The organism is Salinivibrio sp. PR6, from assembly GCF_001995955.1.
Lineage (GTDB): Bacteria > Pseudomonadota > Gammaproteobacteria > Enterobacterales > Vibrionaceae > Salinivibrio > Salinivibrio siamensis.
Map to the genome: position 1 here is coordinate 1 of NZ_MUFA01000020.1, position 26,807 is coordinate 26,807.

General features: G+C 51.3%; 20 protein-coding genes. 14 read left to right on the forward strand and 6 right to left on the reverse strand.

Annotated elements, in window-relative coordinates; genetic code table 11:
* The 3 genes from BZG72_RS13530 to BZG72_RS13540 all read left to right on the forward strand — a co-directional run.
* A partial coding sequence (locus BZG72_RS13530) for a VCBS domain-containing protein (RefSeq protein WP_241832555.1) occupies window positions 1-1,075 on the forward strand: 1,075 nt, incomplete at its 5' end.
* Entirely contained in the window at window positions 1,065-7,787 is a 6,723-nt protein-coding gene (locus tag BZG72_RS13535) for a VCBS domain-containing protein (RefSeq protein WP_241832556.1), read from the forward strand. The genes BZG72_RS13530 and BZG72_RS13535, both read left to right, overlap by 11 nt.
* Before the next feature lie 111 nt (window positions 7,788-7,898).
* Window positions 7,899-8,810 (forward strand): mechanosensitive ion channel family protein, encoded by a 912-nt coding sequence (locus tag BZG72_RS13540; RefSeq protein WP_235606061.1) that lies wholly within the window; start codon window positions 7,899-7,901, stop codon window positions 8,808-8,810.
* Between the two features lie 70 nt (window positions 8,811-8,880).
* Here the strand turns inward: BZG72_RS13540 and BZG72_RS13545 are convergent, their stop codons facing one another.
* Window positions 8,881-10,221, reverse strand: a complete 1,341-nt coding sequence (locus tag BZG72_RS13545) for a magnesium transporter (RefSeq protein ID WP_046075490.1) — start codon at window positions 10,219-10,221, stop codon at window positions 8,881-8,883.
* Window positions 10,222-10,439: 218 nt separating this feature from the next.
* Between BZG72_RS13545 and BZG72_RS13550 the strand changes: the two genes are divergently transcribed.
* From BZG72_RS13550 to BZG72_RS13570, 6 genes are all read left to right on the forward strand, one after another.
* Complete coding sequence (locus tag BZG72_RS13550) at window positions 10,440-10,880, forward strand: ATP-dependent zinc protease family protein (RefSeq protein WP_046075491.1); 441 nt, start codon at window positions 10,440-10,442, stop codon at window positions 10,878-10,880.
* Window positions 10,881-10,894: 14 nt separating this feature from the next.
* Window positions 10,895-11,800: a 30S ribosomal protein S6--L-glutamate ligase gene (gene rimK / locus BZG72_RS13555; RefSeq protein ID WP_046075492.1), complete on the forward strand. Its 906-nt coding sequence runs from the start codon at window positions 10,895-10,897 to the stop codon at window positions 11,798-11,800.
* The gene (locus tag BZG72_RS13560; protein ID WP_046075493.1) at window positions 11,766-12,854 is read left to right on the forward strand and encodes a succinylglutamate desuccinylase/aspartoacylase family protein; all 1,089 of its coding nucleotides are present in this window, start codon (window positions 11,766-11,768) and stop codon (window positions 12,852-12,854) included. The genes rimK and BZG72_RS13560 overlap by 35 nt, the downstream gene beginning before the upstream one ends.
* A 107-nt stretch (window positions 12,855-12,961) precedes the next feature.
* On the forward strand, window positions 12,962-13,405 hold the full coding sequence (gene msrB, locus BZG72_RS13565) for a peptide-methionine (R)-S-oxide reductase MsrB (RefSeq protein WP_046075494.1): 444 nt from the start codon (window positions 12,962-12,964) through the stop codon (window positions 13,403-13,405).
* A 120-nt stretch (window positions 13,406-13,525) separates the two neighbouring features.
* The gene (locus BZG72_RS16210; protein WP_131828036.1) at window positions 13,526-13,750 is read left to right on the forward strand and encodes a hypothetical protein; all 225 of its coding nucleotides are present in this window, start codon (window positions 13,526-13,528) and stop codon (window positions 13,748-13,750) included.
* A gap of 179 nt (window positions 13,751-13,929) precedes the next feature.
* Entirely contained in the window at window positions 13,930-14,937 is a 1,008-nt protein-coding gene (locus BZG72_RS13570; RefSeq protein WP_077667028.1) for a GGDEF domain-containing protein, read from the forward strand.
* Between the two features lie 6 nt (window positions 14,938-14,943).
* Here the strand turns inward: BZG72_RS13570 and BZG72_RS13575 are convergent, their stop codons facing one another.
* The gene (locus BZG72_RS13575; RefSeq protein WP_077667029.1) at window positions 14,944-16,326 is read right to left on the reverse strand and encodes a class II fumarate hydratase; all 1,383 of its coding nucleotides are present in this window, start codon (window positions 16,324-16,326) and stop codon (window positions 14,944-14,946) included.
* 154 nt (window positions 16,327-16,480) lie between these two features.
* On the opposite strand from BZG72_RS13575, the gene BZG72_RS13580 reads away from it, so the two are divergent.
* On the forward strand, window positions 16,481-16,765 hold the full coding sequence (locus BZG72_RS13580) for a hypothetical protein (RefSeq protein ID WP_077667030.1): 285 nt from the start codon (window positions 16,481-16,483) through the stop codon (window positions 16,763-16,765).
* A 54-nt stretch (window positions 16,766-16,819) separates the two neighbouring features.
* Here the strand turns inward: BZG72_RS13580 and BZG72_RS13585 are convergent, their stop codons facing one another.
* The 3 genes from BZG72_RS13585 to BZG72_RS13595 form a co-directional block, all read right to left on the reverse strand.
* Window positions 16,820-17,287, reverse strand: a complete 468-nt coding sequence (locus BZG72_RS13585) for an ASCH domain-containing protein (RefSeq protein WP_046075497.1) — start codon at window positions 17,285-17,287, stop codon at window positions 16,820-16,822.
* Window positions 17,288-17,479: 192 nt separating this feature from the next.
* A complete protein-coding gene (locus tag BZG72_RS13590; protein ID WP_077667031.1) occupies window positions 17,480-18,727 on the reverse strand; it encodes a cysteine desulfurase-like protein in 1,248 nt (415 codons plus the stop codon).
* A gap of 2 nt (window positions 18,728-18,729) precedes the next feature.
* Window positions 18,730-19,365 carry a 2OG-Fe dioxygenase family protein gene (locus BZG72_RS13595; protein ID WP_077579481.1) on the reverse strand — a complete coding sequence of 212 codons (636 nt, stop codon included), beginning with the start codon at window positions 19,363-19,365 and terminating at the stop codon, window positions 18,730-18,732.
* A 438-nt stretch (window positions 19,366-19,803) separates the two neighbouring features.
* Here BZG72_RS13595 and BZG72_RS13600 point away from each other — a divergent pair, with 438 nt between their 5' ends.
* Window positions 19,804-20,406, forward strand: coding sequence for a DUF6151 family protein (locus tag BZG72_RS13600; RefSeq protein WP_077579480.1), 603 nt, complete (start codon window positions 19,804-19,806; stop codon window positions 20,404-20,406).
* Between the two features lie 176 nt (window positions 20,407-20,582).
* Window positions 20,583-23,321, forward strand: coding sequence for an aconitate hydratase AcnA (acnA, locus tag BZG72_RS13605; protein ID WP_077579479.1), 2,739 nt, complete (start codon window positions 20,583-20,585; stop codon window positions 23,319-23,321).
* A 39-nt stretch (window positions 23,322-23,360) separates the two neighbouring features.
* On the opposite strand, the gene BZG72_RS13610 is transcribed toward acnA, so the two are convergent.
* Window positions 23,361-24,404 (reverse strand): glycosyltransferase family 9 protein, encoded by a 1,044-nt coding sequence (locus BZG72_RS13610; protein ID WP_077667033.1) that lies wholly within the window; start codon window positions 24,402-24,404, stop codon window positions 23,361-23,363.
* Between the two features lie 96 nt (window positions 24,405-24,500).
* On the opposite strand from BZG72_RS13610, the gene BZG72_RS13615 reads away from it, so the two are divergent.
* Together BZG72_RS13615 and BZG72_RS13620 are read left to right on the forward strand one after the other, a co-directional pair.
* Window positions 24,501-24,902 (forward strand): diacylglycerol kinase, encoded by a 402-nt coding sequence (locus tag BZG72_RS13615; RefSeq protein ID WP_077667034.1) that lies wholly within the window; start codon window positions 24,501-24,503, stop codon window positions 24,900-24,902.
* A gap of 73 nt (window positions 24,903-24,975) precedes the next feature.
* Window positions 24,976-26,805 (forward strand): DUF3413 domain-containing protein, encoded by a 1,830-nt coding sequence (locus BZG72_RS13620; protein ID WP_077667035.1) that lies wholly within the window; start codon window positions 24,976-24,978, stop codon window positions 26,803-26,805.
* The last annotated feature ends 2 nt before the right edge of the window (window positions 26,806-26,807 follow it).

Below are 26,807 nucleotides of genomic sequence, written 5' to 3' on the forward strand. Positions count from 1 at the left end.
ACCTGAAGTCACCGGTAACTTTACCGGCTCAGTCACCGAAGGCAACGAAGGCGATGCGGTCACTGCCACCGGTACCATTGCGATCAGTGATGTCGACGGCGACGATACACCGGCCTTTGCCGATACCACTGAAGCGGGGACTTATGGCTCGCTAGACCTAGTTAACGGCAACTGGACCTACACCCTCGATCAGTCTGCGGTGCAGAACTTGGATGCCGGTGATGAGGTGACAGACACTATCACGCTCACCGCAAGCGATAACACGCAACAAGATATTGTCATCACCATTACCGGCACCGACGACTTACCTGAAGTCACCGGTAGCTTTAATGGTTCAGTGACCGAAGGCAACGTGGGCGATGCGGCCACTGCAACCGGTACCCTTGCGATCAGTGATGTTGATAGTGACGACGCGCCAACCTTTGCCGATGTTACACAGGCTGGCACTTACGGTTCGCTAGAGCTGGTGAACGGTAATTGGACTTACACGCTCAATCAAAGCTCGGTTCAGGATTTAGATGCCGGCGATCAAGTGACGGATACCATCACCCTCACTGCAAGCGATAACACACAACAAGATATCGTCATCACCATTACGGGCACCGACGACTTACCTGAAGTCACCGGTAGCTTTGTTGGATCAGTGACTGAAGGTGACGTGGGCGATACCGCAGTAACTGCCACCGGCACCATCGCGATCAGTGATGTCGATAGTGACGACGCGCCAACCTTTGCCGATGTTACACAGGCTGGCACTTACGGCTCTCTGGAGCTAGTAGATGGTGCTTGGACCTACACCCTCGATCAATCTGCCGTGCAGGATTTAGATGCCGGTGATGAGGTGACAGACACCATCACCCTCACTGCAAGCGATAACACACAGCAAGATATTGTTATCACCATTACCGGCACCGACGACTTACCTGAAGTCACCGGTAACTTTACCGGCTCAGTCACCGAAGGCAACGAAGGCGATGCGGTCACTGCCACCGGTACCATTGCGATCAGTGATGTCGACGGCGACGATACACCGGCCTTTGCCGATACCACTGAAGCGGGGACTTATGGTACCTGAAGTCACCGGTAACTTTACCGGCTCAGTCACCGAAGGCAACGAAGGCGATGCGGTCACTGCCACCGGTACCATTGCGATCAGTGATGTCGACGGCGACGATACACCGGCCTTTGCCGATACCACTGAAGCGGGGACTTATGGCTCGCTAGACCTAGTTAACGGCAACTGGACCTACACCCTCGATCAGTCTGCCGTGCAGGATTTAGATGGCGGTGATCAGGTGACAGACACCATCACCCTCACCGCAAGCGATAACACACAACAAGATATTGTCATCACGATTACGGGGACCGACGATGCGCCAGAAGTGAGTGGTGAGTTTGTTGGCTCAGTCACCGAAGGCAACGAAGGCGATGCGGCCACTGCCACGGGAACCATCGCGATCAGTGATGTTGATAGTGACGATAACCCGACCTTTGCCGATACCACAGAGAGCGGCACTTACGGTTCGCTAGAGCTGGTGAACGGTAATTGGACTTACACCCTCGATCAATCTGCCGTGCAGGATTTAGATGCCGGTGATGAGGTGACAGACACTATCACCCTCACCGCAAGCGATAACACGCAACAAGATATTGTTATCACCATTACCGGCACCGACGACTTACCTGAAGTCACCGGTAGCTTTACCGGCTCAGTCACCGAAGGTGACGTGGGCGATACCGCAGTAACTGCCACGGGCACCATCGCGATCAGTGATGTCGATAGTGACGACGCGCCAACCTTTGCCGACGTCACACAGGCAGGCACTTACGGCTCGTTGGAGCTAGTCGGTGAGAACTGGACCTACACCCTCGATCAATCTGCCGTGCAGGATTTAGATGCCGGTGATCAAGTGACGGACACCATCACCCTCACCGCAAGCGATAACACACAACAAGATATTGTCATCACGATTACGGGGACCGACGATGCGCCAGAAGTGAGTGGTGAGTTTGTAGGTTCAGTCACCGAAGGCAACGTGGGCGATGCCGCGGTCACTGCAAGTGGCACCATTGCGATCAGTGATGTCGATAGTGACGACGCGCCAACCTTTGCCGATACCACAGAGAGCGGCACTTACGGTTCGCTAGAGCTGGTGAACGGTAATTGGACTTACACGCTCAATCAAAGCTCAGTGCAGGATTTAGATGCCGGTGATCAAGTGACCGACACCATCACCCTCACTGCAAGCGATAACACGCAACAAGATATCGTCATCACCATTACCGGCACCGACGACTTACCTGAAGTCACCGGTAGCTTTACCGGCTCAGTGACTGAAGATGACGTGGGCGATACCGCAGTAACTGCCACCGGCACCATCGCGATCAGTGATGTCGATAGTGACGACGCGCCAACCTTTGCCGATACCACAGAGAGCGGCACTTACGGTTCACTCGACCTGGTCAACGGCAATTGGACTTACACCCTCGATCAGTCTGCCGTACAAAACTTGGATGCCGGTGATGAGGTGACAGACACTATCACGCTCACCGCAAGCGATAACACGCAACAAGATATTGTCATCACCATTACCGGCACCGACGACTTACCTGAAGTCACCGGTAACTTTACCGGCTCAGTCACCGAAGGCAACGAAGGCGATGCGGTCACTGCCACCGGCACCATTGCGATCAGTGATGTCGATGGCGATGACAATCCGACGTTTGCTGACGTCACTCAGGCAGGCACTTACGGCTCGTTGGAGCTAGTAGATGGTGCTTGGACCTACACCCTCGATCAGTCTGCCGTGCAGGATTTAGATGCCGGTGATGAGGTGACCGACACTATCACGCTCACCGCAAGCGATAACACACAGCAAGATATTGTTATCACGATTACGGGGACGAACGATGCCCCTGAAGTAAGCGGTAGCTTTGTTGGCTCAGTCACCGAAGGCAACGTGGGCGATGCCCCTGTCACTGCCACGGGTACCATTGCGATCAGTGATGTGGATAGCGACGACAATCCGACGTTTGCTGACGTCACACAGGCAGGCACCTATGGCTCACTCGACCTGGTCAACGGCAATTGGACTTACACCCTCGATCAGTCTGCCGTGCAGGATTTAGACGCCGGTGATCAAGTGACGGACACCATCACCCTCACCGCAAGCGATAACACGCAACAAGATATCGTCATCACCATTAAGGGGACGGACGATGCACCTGAAGTCACTGGAAGCTTTACTGGTTCAGTGACCGAAGGTGACGAAGGCGATGCGGTCACTGCCACCGGCACCATCGCGATCAGTGATGTCGATGGCGATGACAATCCGACGTTTGCCGACGTCACACAGGCAGGCACTTACGGCTCGTTGGAGCTAGTAGATGGCGCTTGGACCTACACCCTCGATCAGAGCTCAGTGCAGGATTTAGATGCCGGTGATCAAGTGACGGATACCATCACCCTCACCGCAAGCGATAACACGCAACAAGATATCGTCATCACCATTACCGGCACCGACGACTTACCTGAAGTCACCGGTAGCTTTGTTGACTCAGTGACTGAAGGTGACGTGGGCGATGCCGCGGTGACTGCGACGGGCACCATCGCGATCAGCGATGTCGATAGTGACGATAACCCAACCTTTGCCGATGTTACACAGGCAGGCAACTATGGCTCGCTAGAGCTGGTGAACGGCAATTGGACTTACACGCTTGATCAGTCTGCCGTGCAGGATTTAGATGCCGGTGATCAAGTGACGGACACTATCACGCTCACTGCAAGCGATAACACACAGCAAGATATTGTGATCACCATTACGGGGACCAATGACGCCCCCACCTTGGCTCAAGCCGTTTCAACACAAACTCTGCAAGAAGATTTTGTTAGCTACACCATTGATCTCAATACGGTGTTTTCCGATATCGACAGTGACGATACCTTGAGTTTCGATGTGGCAAATGTGCCCAGTGGAGTTTCTGTCTCTATTGATGCGAATGGAGTCGCGACCATTTCTTCGGTCGCCGATTGGAGTGGGACAGAGACAGTAAGCTTCCGCGCCACCGATACCCAAAATGCGAGCCTGACCCACGATGTCACCTTCAACGTCGAAGGGGTTGCTACCGCCCCCACCCTCACAGTCAGCCGTGGCGATCAATCACTGACTTATATCGATGACACGGGACAAATCTCCGCCACTGACCCTGGCGCAGGCGGGTCACGTGCGATTCTTTCGCCTTTAACAATCTCCGGCACCGCCAATGAATCGGGCGAAACACTTACTTACCGAATCAGCGGCTTACCGGATGATGCAGTATTATCAGCGGGGACAAAAGAGGCAAGCACCGGCGATTGGCTACTCACGGACGCGCAACTGAGTGGTCTTAATCTCGCCTCTCCTGCCGATATTACGGGTGTCACGCTATCGATTACGGCTATCAGTACCGACGGCACGGATCAGGCATCAACCACGGCCACTCTGAATCTAGAAAATGACAGCTTTGCACAGACCGAAGGACAAGCCACCAGCATTGCTAGTGTCGACGGACTGATCAGCAACGATACAGACACACAGGCCTCTGTCACCCGCGTTGCCACCAATGCCAGCCAAGGAGAAAGTGGTAACAGTGAAATTGTGATCGGCCCTGCCACCATCGCCACCGCATTGGGTGGCAGTGTTACTGTCAACGCAGACGGTAGCTTTACCTACACTGCACCGGCAGTGAATCATGCAGGCGGCGGTCACGTCTATGACAGTTTCTCCTACCAAAGTAGCGAGAATGAAGAGTGGACAACCGTGACCTTCGATGTGAGCGACTCTGCGCCGGTAGCCCATGATGATAGTGATAGCGTAGCCTCTGGCGCCTCGACAGGTGGGAACGTGATCACTGCCGGCGCCGGTGCCGATAACCTCGGGGCGGATACCACCACAGTGACCGCGGTTAGCTTCAATGGCACCACGTATGCAGTCAACGGCAGTACTGTGATTGCCACATCGCAAGGGCAATTAACCATTCAATCCGACGGCAGCTATCTGTATCAATCATCGGTCGCGTCAACGACGGATGCCAGCACGCTGGACGATGAGGTATTCACCTATACCCTCACCGACAGCGATGGGGATACGAGTCAGGCGCAGCTCACACTCGGTCATGACAACAATACCCAGTTAAACGCCGATATCGCTTCAGTCAGCGAGCAAGGGTTAGTGAGCGACGATAATAGTCAAACCACCCAAGGTAACCTGTTGGATAATGATACGGGGATTGGCGTTAATGTCAGCCTGCATCAAATTAATGGGCAAAGCTTTGGCAGTGATGGGGTTTTAACCCTCACCACTGCCAGTGGCACTCTGACTGTTTATAACCAAGACAACACCCAAGGTTATCGCGCGGGTGACTACACCTATACGCTCAATAATGCCACCAGCGGTGATAACGTGAGCGAAGCCTTCACCTACACCACCTATGATCCGACGGCGTCTACGGCGTATCGCTCATCGACATTAACGGTCAATGTGCAAGATGACACGCCGACCTCAGACAACATCGAAAGTGCCTTGTACGCGACGGCGGAGAGTAGCTCGACGTTTAACCTTATTCTCACCATTGATCTGTCCGGCAGTATGTCCGATCCGGTTGACCCAAGCGATCCGGATTCACCCACTCGGATGGAAGTCACTAAAGCCGCGCTAAAATCGATGATTGAGGAATACGACAGACTCGGGGATCTTAATATCCAAATTGTGTCGTTCTCGGATACGGCGAGTTCATCAGGCTGGCTTCTTAATGACGCCGCCAGCGCGTTGGATGCCATTGAGGGCTTATACGCAGGTGGCGCGACCCGGTACGATAACGCGCTCAATGAGATCATCAATAATATTGATACATCAGGGATCAGCGCAGATAAGACTATCTCGTATTTTATCTCGGACGGGATGCCCAATGATGACTTTGAAAGTAACACCAGCCTGCAAAGCGCATGGCAAACTTATGTCAGTACGCAAGGTATTGACGAGTCCTTCAGTGTCGGGGTCGGGGATGGCATTACGACATCGCCACTGACACCGATTGCGGCAAGCAGTTCAGGCAATACCAGTGACAATGTGTTGCTGGTCACCGATGAAAATGAGCTCGCCTACTCACTGCTACAAACCATTGAGAGTGGACAAGTGTCAGGCGGTCTCGTGCTGACGGATGATGACGGCAATACTGTCTCTTTGTTCGGCGCCGACGATGGCTATATTTCTACACTCACCTTGGATGGACAAACGTACAACTATGACCCGGCGACTGACAGCGCGCAGCAGACCTTTGAAACCGCAAAAGGCGGTATCCTCACCATCAATTTTGATACCGGCGAATACGACTACCGCGTTGCGGTCGACAGAAATATTCTCAACGAGCAAGAGCAAATTGCGCTGACGCTTACCGACAACGATGGCGATACCAGTGAGGTCAATGTCGCCATTAACCTCTACTACGAGGCACGGCTAGATGCCAATCACGATATTGTAATCACCAATATTCATGATGGTAGTCCGATCGTCATTCCCGGTTTGGCCTTAACGCATAACGATATTCCTTCGATGGACAGTACGATCACGGCCACCAGTAATGCGATACAAGGGTCGGTAACGGGCACAGATGACGTCACTTTCACGCCCGATAGTGCGATGAATACGCAAAGCTTCCTTGATCCCATCGGTAACGATTCCGAGTTTATTGCTGAATCCGAACTGGGCGATTTCGCCAGTTCCTTTGCTCAGGCACAGAGCCTAGACCGCGGTAAATTCGGCACCATGACACAGGAGGTGTGGACACACATTGATGCTGGTAACTATGGTGCCAATGCTGCCCTGACGGGGACGGTCCAGAACGGCATTGATAGTGATATGACGAAAATGGATCTTTACCAGAACGAAACCTTACTCTTTGATGATGACCATTGGTTCAATGATCTAAGCGTGAGAGTCTATGACCAAAACCAACAGCTTTTGGACACCCTCAATCCCGACTCTGGCAGTAATAGTTTTACGGCCGGTCAGCAGGGCACTTACTACTTTGAGATCGTTTCCAACAATGGATCTAATGACACCGAAAGCTACGAGATTTACCTGACTTTGGATAGCTCGAATGCGGTGTTACCAGAGCCTGAGCATCAATTTGAGTACACTACCTCTAACGGCAGTTATATGGACAGTGCACTGGTTGATATTATTGCCATTGATGACCAAACGCTAGAAGGTAACTATCAAAGTGAAATTCTCGCGGCCGGTACAGGTGACGACACCCTGATCGGTAACGAAGGAGATGATAGCTTACTCGGGAACCACGGCGATGATACGCTTGATGGCGGCCTTGGCGATGATTTGCTGATTGGCGGCCAAGGTGACGACACGTTGACAGGGGGGCTTGGGTCGGACACTTTCGCCTTTTTGAGCGGTGATCAAGGGTCTATCGGCGCTGAGGCGGTTGATCGTATTACTGACTTTGATGTGCAAAAGGACACACTAGATCTCTCCGAGCTTCTGATTGATGAAGACCAAGACGGTGCGAATCTAGAAGACTACCTAACCCTTGAGGACAACGACCAAGGTGAAGCCACCTTGTACATCGCCTCGGCGGGCGATAATCAAATCGACCAGCACGTGGTGTTTGAAAACCTCAGTGTGGCAGACATGGCTAGTGCATACGAAATTGATATGAGTGGCCTGAGCAGCCAAGAGCTAAGTGCTTCTGTGATTGATGCCATGATCCAACAAAGCAAACTGATGACAGACTAACCCATGCCTAACGCGCACCTTATGCGTGATAGTCGCAAGTTTACGTTTTATTTTGCCTAACAAAGGGGCAGAATAGCGCCAAAACTTGCCAGAAGCATTACGGGAGCGATTTTGTTATCTGAGTTGAAAAACATCGCCCAACTGTTGGTCGAAAACAAACTATTGACCACCATTGGTGTTATCGTCTTTGTTAGCGTGATCCGTCGCCTGATTTTGCGTCATATTCGCGGTGATAGTAACTTTCTCAGCGAAGATCAACGTAAGTGGATATCTCGCACTAAAAATGGTGCATTTAGTCTGCTTTTACTGTTTTTGTTCTTGTTTTGGAACACAGAAATTAGTGAGTTCGCTCTCTCGCTCACAGCCATTGCGGTCGCGGTGGTAGTGGCTTCCAAAGAAATTATCCTGTGCTTTACCGGTTCTATTCAGCGCGCCAGTTCACGATCATTTCGTATCGGGGATTGGATTGAGGTCGGTAACTCTCGTGGCGAAGTGATCGAGCACAATTTGATGGCGACCAAAATTCAAGAAATTGATACCCATCATGGGCACTATTGCTACACCGGAAAAACCGCGACATTACCGAACAGCTTGTTTTTCTCTACCACTGTGAAAAACCTGAACTTTATGAAGCGCTATGTTTATCACCATTTTCACCTGGTGATCCGTGGCGATATAAATTTATACCCCCATATTCCCGCACTACTGGCGCGTATTGATGATCACAGCGAAGACTTTATGGATATTGCTCGACGTTATAACCATGTGATTGAGCGCCATGCTGGTGTCGATCTTCCCGGCCCAGAGCCTCATCTTTATCTCTCGCACACAGAGACAGGAGAGCAACTGGTGCATGTGCGCTTATTTTGTCCTACCGAGCGTGCGGCCGAATTAGAGCAGCTCATTCGCGAGGATGTGATGACGCTTTATTGCGAAAAGCTGCTCCCCGCAGCAGACGGTAAACTGAGCGAACAAACCGAGCGGTCAGAGGCAGAAACGGCCACACCTTCAACATCGGCTTGATATAAAAAAGCGCTCGTGGCTATCACGAGCGCTATCCACTAAGTAACAACACATCACGCCTAAGAATCACTTACAGTAAAAACAACGTTCCTAAGCCTAAGAAAGCGACAAAACCGACGATGTCAGTCACCGTGGTTAAAATCACTGAGCCTGACAGAGCCGGATCAATCTTCAGCTTCCCTAATAACACAGGTACAAAAATCCCCGCCAGTGCAGCACTGATAATATTGGCGACAATCGCGGCGCCAATCACCGCACCGAGTCCCCAGCTTTCAAACCAATAACCCGCAATAGCACCAATCACAAGCGCCCAAAGCACGCCATTGAGTAGCCCCACTTTAAATTCCTTACTCAAAAGGGGCTTTAAGTTAGCCTTAGATATTTGTCCTAACGCGAGGCCTCGCACGATCAGCGTCAGCGTTTGACTACCGGCAATCCCACCCATTGAGGCGACCACGGGCATCAATACGGCAAGCGCGACCACTTGTTGCAATGTCGCTTCAAACAAACCAATAAACCAAGAGGCCAGAAAAGCCGTCATCAGGTTAATGCCAAGCCACAGTGCACGATTGCGCGCACTTTTCATCACCGGGGAGAATAAATCTTCATCTTCATCCAAACCCGCCGTGGCCATGATTTGCGCTTCTGCCCGTTCCGCTTGCATCTCATAGGCAGTACCAAGGTCAAGCCGGCCAATTAACATGCCACCATCATCCAATACGGGTAGCGCGATTTCTTCACTGCTCGCGACTTTGTCGGCACTGGTATAGATATCATCACGCGCATTTAAGCTGGGAAATTGCTCGCGTACCAGCTCACTGATTTTGAGAATACCGTCCGCGCCGAACAGCTTATGAATAGGTACCGCACCCACCCAAATGCCTCGACTATCGACCACGAAGACATGATCGCAATATTTTGGCATCACCCGTCGAAGTAGACGGAGTACCACATTTACCTTGGTTTTAGCCGGCACCACCAAAGGTTGATGATCACACCAGTGGCCCACTTGAGTATCCGCATATTGTTGCGCAGAGGCGTAGCGTTGCTTTTGCTCCGAGTCCATCCGACCGAGCGCTTCCTCTAACAGCGGTTCGGTCAACACATCTTGCAGTTCCAACAAGGTGTCCGCGTCGAGATCAGCGAACAGTGTATGTAGCTGTGCCTCATCAACGGCACGGATAACCGCTTCGCCTGCGTCATCGCGCATCTCCGCCAACACAGGAAGCTGTATTGAAGGAGAGAGTTGCTCCCAAAAGCCCACACGATCGCTAACAGGTAATGCTTCTAATAACAAAGCAAGGCTATCAACACCGTGTGCTTGCTCTATCTCTTGTATCGTTTCGGGCGCACCTTGATCGACTTTTGATAGCAAATCATCAATCACTTCTTGTCTATCACTCGTTTGCATGGTATTTCCTTCTCAACGGTCATCATGTGCACAGAAACCCAGCGACCCGCCCCGGTAGGGCGTCCCTCTCAACCAGTCTCCCATATGCCATGATAGTGCCGCTTCCAGTGTGCGATGGTTATCACATATCATCGCTGATTTTTCAGATTCTTACCACGAATAACCGCTATCACTTCTATGGTAAAAGCAAGGCAGAGCAATAACGAGTAATGATAACAATGCCGGTTCAATCAACGGAAAAAGTGTGTGTGGGTTGGCGCGAATGGATTAGCCTCCCAGACCTAGATATTGCGCGTATAAAAGCCAAAATTGACACGGGCGCGCGTACTTCATGCTTACATACCTTCAAAATTGAAGAGTTTGAAAAAGGAGGCGCTGCTTGGGTTCGTTTTTGGATCCATCCTCACCAAGGTGATGACGAACATGTTATTCAAGCGGAAGCGCCCGTGCTTGCGCGCCGTGTCGTGCGCGACTCTGGCGGGCACGAGCAACTTCGCTATGTGATTCAGACCACACTCAAAGCCGGTGAACTGTGTTATCCCATAGAGATGACACTCACCGCACGCGATAACATGCGCTTTCGTATGCTGTTAGGTCGTACCGCGATGACAGGCAACGTCATTGTCGATCCTATGCATTCATTCCTGCTCGGCAAATAGGAGTCCTAACCACAATGAAAATCGGTATCCTTTCCCGGAATAAAAACCTCTATTCCACTCGACGTCTGATTGAAGCGTGCGAACAGCGTGGTCATGAGTATAAAATCATTGACGCGCTGCGCTGTTACATGAGCATCAACTCCACACAACCGTCAATTCATCTTGCTGGCGAAGAGCTAGAAGGGTTTGAAGCCATCATCCCTCGTATCGGCTCATCGGTGACCTTTTATGGCTGTGCCGTACTGCGCCAGTTTGAAATGATGGGGGTTTTTCCCGTTAATGAGTCCGTGGCTATCACCCGCTCTAGAGATAAGCTGCGCTCGATGCAATTGCTGTCGCGCAAAGGCATAGGCATGCCACATACTGGGTTTGCTAGCAAGCCTGGGGATGTTGGAGACCTATTGGAGATGGTCGGCAGTGCCCCTGTGGTCGTCAAACTGCTGGAAGGCACTCAAGGCATTGGTGTCGTCCTCGCCGAAACCAAAAAAGCGGCTGAAAGTGTGATAGAAGCCTTTATGGGCCTAAAAGCAGACATTTTGGTGCAAGAGTATATTAAAGAGTCCAGCGGCGCCGATATTCGCTGTTTTGTGATTGGTGACAAAGTCATCGCCGCGATGAAACGTCAAGCCCAGCCAGGGGAGTTTCGCTCCAATTTACACCGAGGTGGTTCCGCAACCTTGGTACGGATCACACCGGCAGAGCGTCGAACCGCAATTGCTGCGGCTAAAGCCATGGGACTCAATGTCGCTGGGGTCGATTTACTGCGCTCCGAGCGCGGCCCTTTGGTGATGGAAGTCAACTCCTCACCGGGGTTAGAGGGCATAGAAAAAGCCACCGGGAAAGACGTCGCGGGTATGGTGGTGGAATACATCGAAAAGACTGCTAATGCCAAGAGGACGCGAACTCGTGGTAAGGGCTAAAAGAAACAATGCTATCGATATCGGGGGTGAGACCGTTAACCCAGGTGATCGCCTTAGCTTAGAGCTGGAAATCGCCAAGCTTTATACCCACGCCCCACTCAACGTGAGTATAGAGGTTCTTAACGGCAAACTATCGGGCCCTACACTGTTAATCTGTGCGGCCATTCATGGCGATGAGCTCAATGGTATCGAAATTGTTCGCCAAATTATGGCGAGAACCGACACCCAAAAACTACGCGGAACAATCGTTGCCATTCCCGTTGTTAATGTATTTGGCTTTATTCACAAGTCTCGCTATCTGCCGGATAGGCGTGATTTGAATCGCTCCTTTCCGGGCTCTGAACGTGGCTCAATTGCCGGGCGCATGGCGTATCAGCTGTTTAATGAAGTGATTAGCCAATGCACCCATGTGATCGATTTGCATACCGCCGCTATCCACCGCACCAATCTGCCACAAATCCGCGCCAATTTAGATAACCCAGAAGCGGGGGCGATGGCGACCGCATTTTCCGCCCCTGTGGTTGTCGACGCCGCCTTAAGGGGCGGCTCCTTACGCGCAGAGGCAGAGGCAATTGGCATTCCGGTGATCACCTATGAGGCCGGTGAAGCCCTACGCTTTGAGCCTTACGCAATTAACGCAGGGGTCAGGGGAGTGATACGCGTAATGCGCCACTTGGGTATGCTGCGTCAGTCGCGGCGTAAATTACCTTACAAACCCGTCACAGCCAGAGCAACCCGATGGGTGCGCGCCGACGCCGATGGCATATTCCGCAGCCACATTGCACTGGGTGAAATGGTCTCCAAGCAACAAGTAATCGGTATCATTTCTGATCCAGCAGGCAGCCAAGAGGTAGAAGTGATCGCGCCTCAGAGCGGTATCCTCATCGGGCAGCAAACACTGCCCGTGGTCAATGAAGGTGATGCTATCTTTCATATTGCTTTTTTCTCACAGTCTGACGATTTGATTGAACAACACTTGGAGGGTTATCGAGACCAAGTCAAAGACGACCAAGATGATGAGTTAAAGTGGGGAATTGGTACGCTATCAACATGATCGAGTCACGAGAAACAAACCGTACTACTTGCATCGAGCAATAAGATTCATAACACTACGCGTTTTGTAGCACGGGCAGCCGCCCGTTCAATAAGAGGAACGACATCATGCTGACATGGCAAGACATCGTCGCTCGAAGTGAAAGCGGTAATCTCGCGCCGCCGTCGCGGGTTGAGAAAACAGACCAAGAGTGGCAAACACAACTCAGTGAAGAAGCCTTTCGTGTTACCCGGCAAAAAGGCACAGAGCGCGCGTTCAGCTCAGGCATGTGTACGCTCTTTGAGCCAGGGCGTTATGGGTGCACATGCTGCGGCACCTTGCTGTTTGATGCGCATGAAAAGTTTGATTCAGGTACAGGCTGGCCCTCGTTTACGCAACCGGCGCAAGATAATGCTATCGCTTATCACAAAGATGGCAGTCACGGGATGACACGGATTGAAACCACCTGTGCGACCTGTGACGCGCATCTTGGCCATGTATTTCCTGATGGTCCCCCACCATCTGGTTTACGCTTTTGTATGAATGCCGTTGCGTTGAAAAAACTCGATTAAAAAGTACCTGTCCCGCTGAAAACGCAGAGCTCTACCTCGGCTCTGCTATACTATTCATTAACCGTACTGCCGCTATCAATCACGTTTATATCCTATTGCATCGCACGACGCAGAGGTGACATGCTACTGGGGCTCTCTCTACCTTCCGCTCGCCACATTTTGTTGTGGAGCTTCATTTACGGGGCAATCGTCTGGCTGGATATGCGCTATTTATCCGCGATACTCGATGTCCACACGGTCACCTTGCTCAATATCTCCAGTGGCCTTGCGGTGGTATTATTCCGGCATCTGGGAATGGGGATGATACTCCCGCTATCCTTGCCGGCTCTCTTGGCCACGGTCTAGCCGCCATCGCCCGCATCGAGTCGCTCCATCTCGCGACAGGCATTTTTTTTGGTACATTTTTAACGCTCGCCTCGGCACTCTCCGCATGGCTATGGCAAAAATATTATCCACATTGCCTGGATACAGTGCGGGCCCTTTTTCGGTTTGTTCTCGTTGGATGCCTATTCCCCGCAATAGTAATGATGGCCATTGTCGCCATCCCGCTTTATATCGATGATCAGTTAGTTCACGGACGACTACAATTCTTGACCATTGAATTTATGATGACTTACACCACATCAACACTGCTTTGGGTCAGCTTGTACACCGCTTGGCAAAGGCTGGGGATCGACTGGTCAAAACTCAGTTGGCAAAACGTGGGCTACGTCACTGCCATTATGGCACTCACACTCATCAGTTTTTCTATATTTCCAGGCGCAATCTACATCGAGCTTGCGTTGCTGATTTATATCGCGTTCTCCGGCCATTGGCGTACGCTTCTGATTGGCCTTTGTGGCTTAATCATCGTGTCTATCTTAATGGTACCCTTCGATATGGGCGCATTCGCGATCCCTAACCTCTATGACGGCGTGTTAGCACTGCTTATTTTTATCTTTACCACCGTACTGGCCAGCATCAGTATTTCCATCCAAGTGATGGAGTATAAAAATGCCGTGGCAGCACGAGACAGCTGGCAACGAAAAGCCAGCCTAGATCCACTGACGGGCACCGTTAATCGCTACGGCCTATTGCCTGAATTAGCGATTGAATACGAGCGCGCTCGGCGAACGCAGTACACCTATACGGTCGCGGTCATTGATGTCGATAACTTCAAACAATTTAACGACACATATGGCCACTCCGCCGGCGATCGCGTCTTGCAAGATGTTGCTGCTGAGATCACACGCGCCGTTCGCCAAACCGATTTGGTGGCTCGATATGGTGGGGAAGAGTTTGTGATTATCTTTCGCAATACTGACAGTCACGATGCCTACTATGTGGCCGAGCGTATTCGCCAACGTATTGCGGCGAATACCTCACGGTTTGACAATCAGTTGCTCACCTACACGGTCAGCTGTGGCTTATCCGAAAGCCGTCCACACGATAGCCACCCTGAGCAAGTATTTGACCGTGCCGATGATCACCTCTATACCGCCAAAAGCTTGGGACGCAATCGGGTGGTGGTAGCGCCCAACACGGCGGAGTGAGCCACGCTATTCCGCAATGCCGCCCTTTGTCAACTTGGTTGGATCAAGCAGCTGCGAGAGCTTCTCTCGACCCAGCTCGGTCTCTTCTTCGGCGACATCGAGAATGGGGCGGCCTTGTTGGTATGCTTTCTTGGCAATCTCTGCCGCTTTCAAGTATCCCACAACGGGGTTAAGTGCGGTCACTAAGATAGGGTTACGAGACAGCGCGGCTTGCAGGTTATCTTCTCTCACGTTAAAGCTGCGAATCGCTTTATCAGCAAGCAGTCGGCTTGCGCCAGCGAGCAAGTTGATGCTTTGCAACACGTTCGCGGCAATCACTGGTAACATCACGTTAAGCTCAAAATTACCTGACTGACCTGCCACCGTCACTGTGGTGTCATTGCCCATCACCTGAGCTGATACCATCGCCGCCGACTCAGGGATCACTGGGTTGACCTTGCCTGGCATAATTGACGAGCCTGGCTGCAACCCTTCCAGCTCGATCTCACCGAGCCCTGCGAGTGGACCGGAGTTCATCCAGCGCAAGTCATTACTTAGCTTCATGGTTGCCACGGCGGTGGTTTTTAGCTGGCCGTGAAGCGCAACCAACGCATCTTGGCTACCAATGGCAAAGAATGGGTTCTCACTGGCAGTAAAACCCGTCTTGCTAAGCGCGGCTACCGCTTCGGCAAAACGCTCGGCAAACAATGGATGAGCATTGATCCCGGTTCCCACCGCGGTGCCACCCTGAGCCAATGCGCGTACCGATGACAGGCTTTGGGTAATTTGTACCATCGCGTGCTCGATCTGCTGAGACCAAGCCTCTAGCTCTTGGCCGATAGTAACAGGCATGGCATCCATCAAATGGGTACGACCCGTTTTCACGATGTGGCCAACTGACTGTTTCTTTTCCTGTAACGCATCACGCAGATGCGCGAGTGCAGGTAGCAGCTTTTCCTCACAGCCTAATGTGGTACTGATCTGAATGGCCGTTGGTACCGCGTCATTGCTGCTTTGGCTCATATTGACATGATCGTTAGGACTGACCGTCTCACCGGATTTCTCGGAGGCTAAGGTAGCAAGCACCTCGTTCATGTTCATATTAGAACTGGTACCAGAGCCCGTTTGAAAAACATCAACAGGAAACTGTTCAATGTGATTCCCCGCCATGATTTCTTTTGCGCTCTCACATATGGCACCGGCAATCTTACTCTCTAACAACCCTAGCGACTCATTTGCCTGTGCCGCCCCATGCTTCACCATCGCCAGCGCACGAATAAAGTCCGCTGGCATCGTCTGATCACTGATTGCAAAATTATTCACCGCACGCTGTGTTTGAGCCTGATACAGCGCCTGCTCAGGCACCTCGACATCGCCCATACTGTCTTTTTCAATACGTGTTTTTGTCATTTTGATACCTTCCTTTCACGTTACGATAATGGTTATCATTAACATATTACGCCTGATAAATGAAACGCGCTGATGCGACGGATTGAAAAACCCCGTGCTTGAACATCTGCTATGGCCTAATATGGTGCCCGCGTCACAATCAATGAGTAATAATATGCAAGATGAAACCAGTACCAGTATCGCTAACTTGATTGAAGTGGTTGAGAACCAGATCGCCGACCAAGACCCTAAAAAGGTAGCAGAAACCTTGATGCGCCTGCGTATGACCGGCTATTCACGCGACGAAGCTATCGAGTACATTGCCTGTGCGTTAATGGTTGAGATCTATGATGTTAGCCATCACAACGGGCAATTTACCCTGTCCCGCTATGAAGCCAACTTAGACACCCTGCCAGACATGCCATGGACCGATGAGATTAATTTGGATATCGGTGAGTAAACCTATCGCTCTGATGGCCGTCATCGAAAAAGCCGCTGGGCGCGGCTTTTATATTTAGAGCGGGTAGACCTTTTCAAACTCTTCAAGCACCACATCCGAGTGCTCATCAAAATGCAGGCCGTGTGTTTTAGCGTACTGGGAGAAGTAACCCCAATGCGCTTCGTGCCAACATTGGTACGAACCATCTCCCTCGCCTTCTCGTGCGGCAAATTCAGCGCTGACTTGGTTAAACGGGCAATAGCTCACCTGTGTGGTTTTGACGATGCAAACGGGTCGCTGGTGACCATTAAGGACAATCTTATAATGTCCTTTTTGCGGGATCACCGCATTTTTCTCTTCCAAAGAACTACGCAACCGGCAGTGCGCTTTCTTTTTATTCAAACTCACCAAGGTCGCGACTTCATTGGCTCTGACGGTATGGTGGCTTAACGTATCGACTACCACCATATCGTCACTTGGCCGCTGGTGAGTTGGCAGGGTCGCAAGGTACTGGTGCCAAAAGGCGTATTGTTCTTCAGTCATCTCTCTCGCCTTGTTTTCTTTTTGAATGGTTTCTTGGGCAGTTAAACGACGGTTATCTTAACGCTCTGTTTCGTTTTCGCCTATGCGCCAGCTAACGTTTCACATTTTTCTTACAACGAAATAAAGGTCGCTGACACTAACCAACCAATATAAAAAAGCGGCCAGGATGGCCGCTCAGAATAGAAGAGACGTTTAATCGCTAATAAATGGCAATAAGGCTTGGTGAAGCCGGTCAATTTCATCAATTGTGTTGTAATGCATCATACCGATGCGGATCACACCGCCTTTATCTAAGATATCAAGCTGCTCACACAAGCCTTGGGCGTAGAAGTGTCCATTCCAGACACACAAATTTTGCTCGCCAAGTGCTTGAGCAACCTCAGCAGGTTCTGCTCCCTCTATGCGGATCGCAAACGTTGGCGTGCGTTTATCGAGCTGATTATCGTCGGTAATACCATAAATACGTACTTTGGGATAAGCGCGCATCAACTGGATAAAATGTGCTGACAGTGCTTGCTCATGCGCTTGATACTGCGCATAGCTTGCCGCTAGCCTTTCTCGTAGTGACGACGTCGGATCACCCCATTGTGCGAGATACTCGACTGCGGCGATAAACCCCGCGATGGCCTCAAAGCTTTGGGTGCCTGTTTCAAATCGGCCGGGGCCTTGATTAGTCGCAGGTTCCACTTTGTAAGGTTTTAACGTCTGTACCCACTCAGGCGCGACATAGACAAAACCAACATGGGGTCCAAAAAACTTATACGCCGAACAGGCAAGGAAATCGCACCCGAGTGCTTGCACATCTACTAAGTGATGGGGCGCATAATGCACCGCATCCACAAACACTTTGGCGCCCACTTGTTTCGCCATCTCTACCACTTTTTCCACATCCACCAGACTGCCTGTGGTGTTAGAGGCGAGTGTCACCGCAATCAACTTAGTTTTGTCGGTTACTAGGCTGGCAAGGTGGGTCATATCGATAGAATACGTCGACTCATCAACACGTACCTGTTTCACGATCGCGCCTTTGTCGTGCGCCGCTTGTTGCCAGCTAGATACATTTGAATAGTGATCGAGTGCCGAAACAATCACTTCATCTCCCGCCTGCCAGTCGCGACTGATCGCCCGACTCAAAGAGAAGGTCAAGGTGGTCATATTCGGACCGAATACCATGCTTTCTGACGATGCGGCATTCACAAAGGTGGCTGCCACATCACGTGCGCGCTGCATAAGCTCGGTGGTATAACGACCAGAGAAAAACTGGCCGCCCAGATTGGCATTGTAGTGCCCTAAATAATCCACCATAGCGTCAAGCACCGCGCGGGGCACTTGCGCGCCCCCAGGCCCATCGAAAAATGCGACGGGTTTGCCTTCAATGATTTGCGCGAGTGCGGGAAAGTGGCCCCGAACAGCATGGGGTGAAAAACCTGCCGGTGTCATCGTTACTTCCTTGTTGCTGTGAGTACAAATACATCCATCGTGCCCGGTTTCTGGTTATCCACGGGCGTAATCGGCTCAGCGTAATGCCATAGTGTACGGTCATCAAGTGCCGCCATTTGTCCCGGTTCCAGCGGCAGGCTAAACAGCGGTGCGCTGGTTTTATGACTAAATACCTGAAAGTCACCGCCCTCAATATTATCGCGGCCAATACTGACAATGGCGATATGATCAAAGCCGTCTTGGTGAACGCCTTCTGGGGCGACTTGCACCGACTGATTATCCGCCTGAATACGAATTTGGTGGATTTCAATATCGTTATCGTCACTTAATTGATACACATCGCGGAACGTGCGACACATGGCATGAAAGCCGGGCTTTTGCACGGTTTCTGATTCAATATCTTCAAATGTTCTCGCTACGTCACCTTGGAACTCGTTAATGTCCGAGGTTTGCATAAACGGTCGCGGTGGTAGCTTTTCGACGCCCCCATTGAAAACATGAACCACCGAGTAACGGCGAAGTCGATAGCCGCCATCAGCATGTGAAGTGCCTGGAAGATTACCAAACGAGGGTTGAAGCTGCTTGATGTGATTATCGTCCAGTTGATTGAGCTGCATGAGTAGTGAAGACGTATTCATGGCTTTCTCCTTTTATCTGTACCGACGCACGCATTGATGCCAGGGCCGTTGCCAGATACAAGATTAACAAATGCGTTACATGTTATATTTAACTAAATCCCCTGTTATTTCCAGTTTCAACCCTAGATTTGTCGACCATAAAAACATCAATCAGAATTATCCGCTATTGATAACCCTTAAGCTATTGAAAACCTCCAACCCGAAAGTTAACAAATATTAAACATCAGCATTAATCACCAACATAAAAACTATTAGCAACATTTTAAATCACCACCTCGCCACTTTTCTGTCACGAAAAGTTGCCATGAGTGATAAAACAGGATGTTATAGATAAGGTTCCGCCCTTTTGTGGCTGTGTCTATCCGTTTATCGCAACCGTCTGAACTCACAATTCGCGCTATACTGTTAAGACACGCTCTGCAGCTTGGGGGAAATAATATGGCTCGTCTTGCCATTCAGTGTTCATGTGGGCAGATGACAGGAGAGATCATTGACGCACAACAAAGCCAACGCTGTGTGTGCTTTTGCAGTGATTGTCAGACCTATGCGCAAACACTGGGCTACCACACTGAACTCGAGCCAGGCGGCGGCACAGAAGTGCTACAAATTACGCCAGCGCAGCTCCGTATTTATCGCGGCCGAGATCAATTAACCTGTTTAAGGTTGGGCGAGCGAGGCCTATACCGCTGGTATACTCGTTGTTGCCAAACGCCTATCGCCAATACGATTAATGCCGATATTCCTTTTGTTGGCGTGGTGAGTGCTTGCTATCACATTGAAGGAGATAATGAAGAAGAGATCGGCCCGGTTCGCTGGTATGTGCAAGGCCAAGATGCTCGCTCAACGCCTACAGTAAACAAGGTTCACGCACGATTTCCATTGCGCCTGATGGTTATCACTGCCGTAAAGGGCTTGTGGGCACGACTACTAGGCAAACATCGCCCCAATGTCTTTTTTGACCGTGAAGGACGTCCGCGAGGGCTTGTCCATCATGTCGGGCAATCAACACCATCACCGAGAGGAAGACAGTCCCTACCCTGACGCAGTAAGGTACAGCCGATGGAAGTGATTGGAAATACCGTGATAACGATGCTTTAACTTCATCAAAACCCCATTTACAATAGTGCGGTAAAATCAAGCAATCCCCCGAGCGAGGCGACGGCCTTCGAGGTAAGGTCGCCTCTCTTATTCACAATAACGGACAAGGGGAGGCATCCGTGAGCAACCCATCTCAACATCCAGATAGTTTCAATACCCGACGAACCCTACACGTCAATGGTGAAACCTACGACTACTACCGATTGGACGCACTGTCTGAGACGTTCAACATTCATCGATTACCTTACTGCCTAAAAGTCCTGCTAGAGAACTTACTACGCAAAGAAGATGGTAAGAATGTTTCTGCCGATGACATTCGCACACTTTGCCAGTGGCAAGCTGATAAAGCAGGACAAGATCAGGTGAACTTCACCCCCGCTCGCGTCGTACTTCAAGACTTCACCGGCGTACCTGCCGTGGTGGATCTAGCAGCCATGCGTGCCGCGATGCGAGAGCTTAAAGGTGACCCAGCTAAAATCAACCCGCTTGGTGCGGTTGATCTTGTCATTGACCACTCAGTGATGGTCGATGATTATGGCAACCCTGATTCCTTGCAGAAAAACACTGAGATTGAGTTCGAGCGCAACAGCGAGCGCTACCAATTTTTGCGCTGGGGTCAACAAGCCTTCTCCAATTTCCGCGTCGTACCACCTGGCACTGGGATCGTACACCAAGTGAACCTCGAGTTTTTAGCACCCGGTGTATTGGTGGAAGAGCACGGCGACAACAAGTTAGCCATGCCAGACACGCTCGTGGGCACTGACTCGCACACCACCATGATTAACGGCTTGGGTGTGCTGGGTTGGGGGGTAGGCGGTATCGAAGCGGAAGCGGCGATGCTCGGCCAGCCTATTACCATGCTAATTCCTGAAGTGGTCGGTTTTGAGCTCAAAGGTGAGCTGCCTGCGTCTGCCACGGCAACAGATCTCGTACTTACCGTCACCCAAATGCTACGTGAGCGCGGCGTGGTGGGTAAATTTGTTGAGTTTTATGGCCCGGGCCTCGCTAAATTGCCGCTGGCTGACCGCGCAACCATTGCCAATATGGCGCCAGAGTATGGTGCAACCTGTGGCATCTTCCCGATTGATGAAGAAACGCTTAGCTACATGCGCCTGACAGGACGCACCGATGAGCAAATCACGCTGGTCGAAACCTACGCTAAAGCACAAGGCTTGTGGCGTGATGACGATGCACCCGTTGCTGATTATAGTGACACGCTCCATCTCGATCTGGGTGATGTGGTACCAAGCCTGGCGGGTCCCAAACGTCCACAGGATAGAATTGCATTAACCGATGCCAAAACCCAATTCGATCAGCTGTTGGAAAAAGAACAAGCGGCAGCAAATAACTTGATCGCCAGTTTTGCCAGTGAAGGTGGACAAACTGCGGTCGATAATCCCAGTGTGCGCGAACAAGGTGATACTCAAGTTAAGTATAAGGGAGAGACGTTTACGCTTGAAAACGGCGCCGTCGTCATCGCGGCAATCACTTCCTGCACCAACACCTCAAACCCGGCCGTACTTGTTGCCGCTGGGCTGGTGGCAAAAAAAGCACGCGAGCTTGGCTTAAAAACAAAACCGTGGGTGAAAACCTCGCTTGCGCCAGGATCACAAGTTGTCCCTGCCTATTTAGAGAATGTGGGGTTACTCGAGCCTCTGGCTGAGCTTGGCTTTAACATCGTCGGCTTTGGCTGCACTACCTGTATTGGTAACTCAGGGCCATTACCAGAGCCTATCACTGAAGCCATTCGCGCCGGCGACTTATTGGTGACTAGCGTACTGTCCGGTAACCGTAACTTTGAAGGCCGTATTCACCAAGATGTGAAAGCCAACTATTTAGCCTCACCACCACTTGTCGTGGCCTACGCACTGGCAGGTAATATGAATGTGGATGTCCTTAAGGAGCCATTAGGACAAGATGAAAGCGGCAAGCCGGTCTACCTCAGAGACATCTGGCCAACGCCACAGGAAGTCGCGCAAACCATCCAATCAGCGATGACGGAGGGGCTGTACCAAGACAAATATTCGGATGTATTTGCCGGTACAGACGCTTGGCGGAAACTGCCAGTCCCTGAAGATGAGATTTACTCATGGCCTGACTCCACCTACGTTAAAAAACCAACGTACTTTGATGGCATGACCATGGCGCTCCCCGAGATGAAACCCATCAAGGGCGCACGCTGTGTGGTGAAAGTGGGCGACTCTATTACGACTGACCATATCTCACCTGCAGGGGCGATTAAACCGGATAGTCCAGCGGGCGAGTATTTGAAATCCAAAGGGGTTGAGCCGAAAGATTTCAACAGCTATGGCTCCCGCCGTGGTAACCACGAAGTCATGGTGCGCGGCACCTTTGCCAACGTGCGTTTAAAAAACCATATGGCACCGGGCACCGAGGGCGGCATGACGACCTATTTGCCCACCAATGAGCAAATGAGCATCTATGAGGCGGCCCAACGCTATCAACAAGATGGCACCCCATTGGTGGTCTTGGCCGGCAAAGAGTACGGGACAGGGTCGAGCCGTGACTGGGCAGCCAAAGGCACTAACCTGCTGGGGATTAAAGCAGTCATTGCTGAAAGCTTTGAACGTATTCACCGCTCTAACTTAGTGGGCTTTGGTGTGTTGCCGTTACAATTTAAAGACGGCGATTCCGTCGAGTCACTCGAGTTGGATGGCACGGAAACGTTCGATTTTGAGGAGATCAGCGGCGAACCCTCTACCCTCAAGGTGCGTGCGGTTCGGGATGATAAAACCATTGAGTTTGACGTCAACGTCCGCATCGACACCGCCGTCGAGTGGGATTACTACCGCCACGGCGGCATTCTCCACTATGTGCTGCGCCAACTCGCCAGCTAATATTGGCATCGATACCACAAAGGCCCCGCGGGGCCTTTTTTATTGCTTCGCCATCATGGTTTCAAACGCGTCGATCACCTGCTGAGTGCCAATGGTGGCCATCACATGATCGCCTTTCACCCGCGTGCTCCATGCTAATTGCTCAACGGGCTTGCCATGTTGCTGTTCAGCAAAGGTTTCATAAACACTGACCACATCCTCAAGATTGTTGTAAGGGCCGGTCCGCTTCGGGTTGCTATGGCCATAAAGGCCTAAGACAGGCGTGCCTTGGGTGGTCGCCATGTGCGCGGGGCCAGAATCGGGGGCCAGCACCGCATCGGCGCGTGCGAGCACCGCAGCCAATTGCTTAAGGCTTGTTTGTCCCACCAAGTTAACCAGTGGCGCGTTAGCGGCGGCAATAATGCGCGCAGCCAGCGTTTTTTCACGCGCAGCCGGTGAACCACAGAGTACCATCTGATAACCTTTACCGACCGCGTAGTCGGCAAATTCGGCATAACGCTCTGGTAGCCAGTTGCGCTCATCTTTGCTCGCGGCGGGACTGATCACGATAGTAGGCTTATCACCGAGTTGCGCTTCAGCAAAGGCATGATCGTCTTCAGAAAGTGGTAAATTCCACTGCGGCGGCGTAACCGGCACGCCCAAATATTGAGTGAAGGCGAAAAAGCTATCTAACACATGGCAAGATTGGGTATCGAGGATCCGTTTATTGGTAAACAGCCACTGTCCCTCTTTCGCTCGGTGGCGATGAAACCCCACTCGATAGCGCGCGCCGATCCCCACAGTCAATAAGCTAGCGCGAAAAGCAAGCTGCATATGCACTAACGCATCAAACCGGCGCCCTTTCAGCTGCCGCCAGACGTGACGCATACCTGCCAAGCCCGCTTTTTTATCGAACACCACCAGCTCCACCCCTTCCAGCCCGGCTAAAAGCTGGGCTTCGATTTTACCAACCACCCAAGTGATCTGCGTCTGCGGCCAATGACGCTGCACGGCTTGGATCGCCGCGACCGCGTGACAGACATCGCCAATCGCAGATAGGCGCAAAAAACACAGGGAGCGTGGGGCGTGGGTAAACAGAGGCATAACAAATTCCAATTAAGTTATCGCGCCGATTATGCAGTTGGCTCGGTTAAATGTAAAATGCCACCCTATCGATCAAATTGTTACGAGAATGTATTTATGGGCGCTAATACATCCCCCTCAGAAAAGCCGCGAGGGCTGATACGTATCATTAAAGCCACTGGCTATTCTTGGGCTGGATTAAAAGCGGCATATCACCATGAAGCGGCGATCCGTCAAGAAGTTGTATTATTGGCAGCGGCGTTAGCCGTATTACTTTGGCTGCAATTACCGTTGACTGATTCTCTGATAATGTTCAGTGTCATTGTGTTAGTCATCATCGTCGAGCTGCTTAACTCCGCCATTGAAGCCGTGGTCGACAGAGTGGGTGAAGAGCGCCATGAGCTCAGCGGCAGAGCAAAGGACATCGGCTCTGCGGCGGTGTTTGTCAGTTTGCTTTTAGCAGGTGTAGTCTGGCTTACCATCTTATGGCATCACTTTGGTGTCCAATTGATTCAATAACACACGTCGTCATACAACCCGGCAACGCGTCCATTATGTTGCCGATTGATTAACTTAACTGTGATGAGAAATCATGTCTTTTAAATCGCGACTTCAAACACACAGCTGGTTCATCGCCATTAACGCCCTTGTGTTAATGGCAATAGCCAGCCGCTACTTTGCGTTTCTACCTAGCTTTCCCACTGAGCCACTTGGCATCACCTTTATCGTGGTCAGTACCTTTAGCCAAATGGCCTTACTTGCCGCCATTGTTGGCTTGATAACACTGCCACTGCTATTGCTGCCAACCAAGGTGCGCCAACCGTTGCTCGCCTTGATTGCCTCGGTGGGTGTGATCACGCTTTTCATCGATACCATCGTGTTTGCCCAGTACCGATTCCATATTAATGCCATGGTGTTAGATCTGATCCTCGCTGGGCAGATTGTCAGCTTCCCGCTGATCACTTGGCTGATGGTGATAGGTGGCGTGATTGCCTGCCTCGCCGCGCAATGGGCGCTACTGGCTGCGTTGTCGCGGACACGGTTTTCCCACCAGCACAAAGTCGGCAAAAAGTTTGCGCTGCTCACGTTTCTCACCTTGCTCGCCACCCACGGGATTCATATCTGGGCTGCGGCCTATGCGTACCAACCCGTGACAACGGTAAAACGTTATTTGCCACTTTTCTATCCAGCCACCGCCAACAGTATGATGCGCAAAAACGGCTGGATTGATGAACAAGCTCTAGCGCGCCAAAAGGCGATGGATGTAGATCGCGAAGCCGACCTTAACTACCCGCTTTCACCCTTAGAAACCATCCATGTTGAACAACCGGTGAATATCATGTTTCTGGTGGTTGACTCATGGCGCGCGGATACCTTCAACGCCGACAACACCCCTCACCTTTGGGCACTGGCACAAAATGGCCGTACCTATTCACATCACCTTGCGACGGGGAACGCCACCCGTACCGGCATTTTTGGCCTGTTTTATGGCATGCCTGGCACCTATTGGCACAGTTTTCTTGCCAATCAGCAATCACCGGTACTGATAGACCGCCTGCAGGCGCTCGATTATCAATTGGGTATATTTACCGCCGCGCAATTGGAAAAGCCGGAATTCAACCAAACCGTGTTTGCCAAGGTGTCCGATTTACGTAACGGCTCTGAGGGCGACTCTCCCGCCGAGCTAGACGCAGATCTAACCCAAGATTGGATCCGTTGGCACCAAAAGCGTGACCCCAATCGTCCCACTTTCTCGTTTTTGTTTTACGATGCGCCACATGGCTATGATTTTCCTGCGAACTTTACGCCCAAGTATCAGCCGATGTTGGACGAAGTTAACTATCTCAAGCTAAATAACGAGACAGATCCGACGCCGTTTTTCAATCGCTACAAGACCAGCGTGCGTTACGTTGATAGTTTGGTAGCCCAAGTGGTTGAAGAGCTGAAACAAAGCGGGGAGTTCGACAATACTCTGCTGGTTCTCACTGGCGATCACGGCCAAGAAATGAATGATAACCAGCTGAATTATTGGGGTCATAACAGTAACTTTACTGACCCACAAATTCACGTGCCGTTCGCGCTGATAGGCCCCGGCATCGAGGCAAAACAGGTCGATACCGGCAAACAACTCACCAGCCACCAAGATGTCGCGCCCACCCTGATGAAGCACTATTTAGGCGTAACGTCCGATCCAGCCAGCTACGCAATTGGTCATGACTTACTTGCGCCAAATCCCGGCCAAGATTGGGTGTTATCGTCAAACTACAGCGGCTATGCGTTAGTCACCGACGACACTATTTTAGAAGTGGGTGCAGGAGGGCAATATCAATACATGGATAACACCAACCGACCCATAGAAAACGCGTCACCTGACTTTGCGCAAATGGAAAAAGCCCTCGAGCAAATCAGCCGTTTCCGCTAGTC

Excerpts from the sequence above, each read along its gene's own strand:
- BZG72_RS13535 (WP_241832556.1), top strand. The coding sequence starts at position 1,065 with ATGGTACCTGAAGTCACCGGTAACTTTACCGGCTCAGTCACCGAAGGC.
- BZG72_RS13545 (WP_046075490.1), bottom strand. The coding sequence starts at position 10,221 with ATGCAAACGAGTGATAGACAAGAAGTGATTGATGATTTGCTATCAAAA.
- BZG72_RS13550 (WP_046075491.1), top strand. The coding sequence starts at position 10,440 with ATGCCGGTTCAATCAACGGAAAAAGTGTGTGTGGGTTGGCGCGAATGG.
- rimK (WP_046075492.1), top strand. The coding sequence starts at position 10,895 with ATGAAAATCGGTATCCTTTCCCGGAATAAAAACCTCTATTCCACTCGA.
- BZG72_RS13560 (WP_046075493.1), top strand. The coding sequence starts at position 11,766 with ATGCCAAGAGGACGCGAACTCGTGGTAAGGGCTAAAAGAAACAATGCT.
- msrB (WP_046075494.1), top strand. The coding sequence starts at position 12,962 with ATGCTGACATGGCAAGACATCGTCGCTCGAAGTGAAAGCGGTAATCTC.
- BZG72_RS16210 (WP_131828036.1), top strand. The coding sequence starts at position 13,526 with ATGCTACTGGGGCTCTCTCTACCTTCCGCTCGCCACATTTTGTTGTGG.
- BZG72_RS13570 (WP_077667028.1), top strand. The coding sequence starts at position 13,930 with ATGATGGCCATTGTCGCCATCCCGCTTTATATCGATGATCAGTTAGTT.
- BZG72_RS13575 (WP_077667029.1), bottom strand. The coding sequence starts at position 16,326 with ATGACAAAAACACGTATTGAAAAAGACAGTATGGGCGATGTCGAGGTG.
- BZG72_RS13580 (WP_077667030.1), top strand. The coding sequence starts at position 16,481 with ATGCAAGATGAAACCAGTACCAGTATCGCTAACTTGATTGAAGTGGTT.
- BZG72_RS13585 (WP_046075497.1), bottom strand. The coding sequence starts at position 17,287 with ATGACTGAAGAACAATACGCCTTTTGGCACCAGTACCTTGCGACCCTG.
- BZG72_RS13590 (WP_077667031.1), bottom strand. The coding sequence starts at position 18,727 with ATGACACCGGCAGGTTTTTCACCCCATGCTGTTCGGGGCCACTTTCCC.
- BZG72_RS13595 (WP_077579481.1), bottom strand. The coding sequence starts at position 19,365 with ATGAATACGTCTTCACTACTCATGCAGCTCAATCAACTGGACGATAAT.
- BZG72_RS13600 (WP_077579480.1), top strand. The coding sequence starts at position 19,804 with ATGGCTCGTCTTGCCATTCAGTGTTCATGTGGGCAGATGACAGGAGAG.
- BZG72_RS13610 (WP_077667033.1), bottom strand. The coding sequence starts at position 24,404 with ATGCCTCTGTTTACCCACGCCCCACGCTCCCTGTGTTTTTTGCGCCTA.
- BZG72_RS13615 (WP_077667034.1), top strand. The coding sequence starts at position 24,501 with ATGGGCGCTAATACATCCCCCTCAGAAAAGCCGCGAGGGCTGATACGT.
- BZG72_RS13620 (WP_077667035.1), top strand. The coding sequence starts at position 24,976 with ATGTCTTTTAAATCGCGACTTCAAACACACAGCTGGTTCATCGCCATT.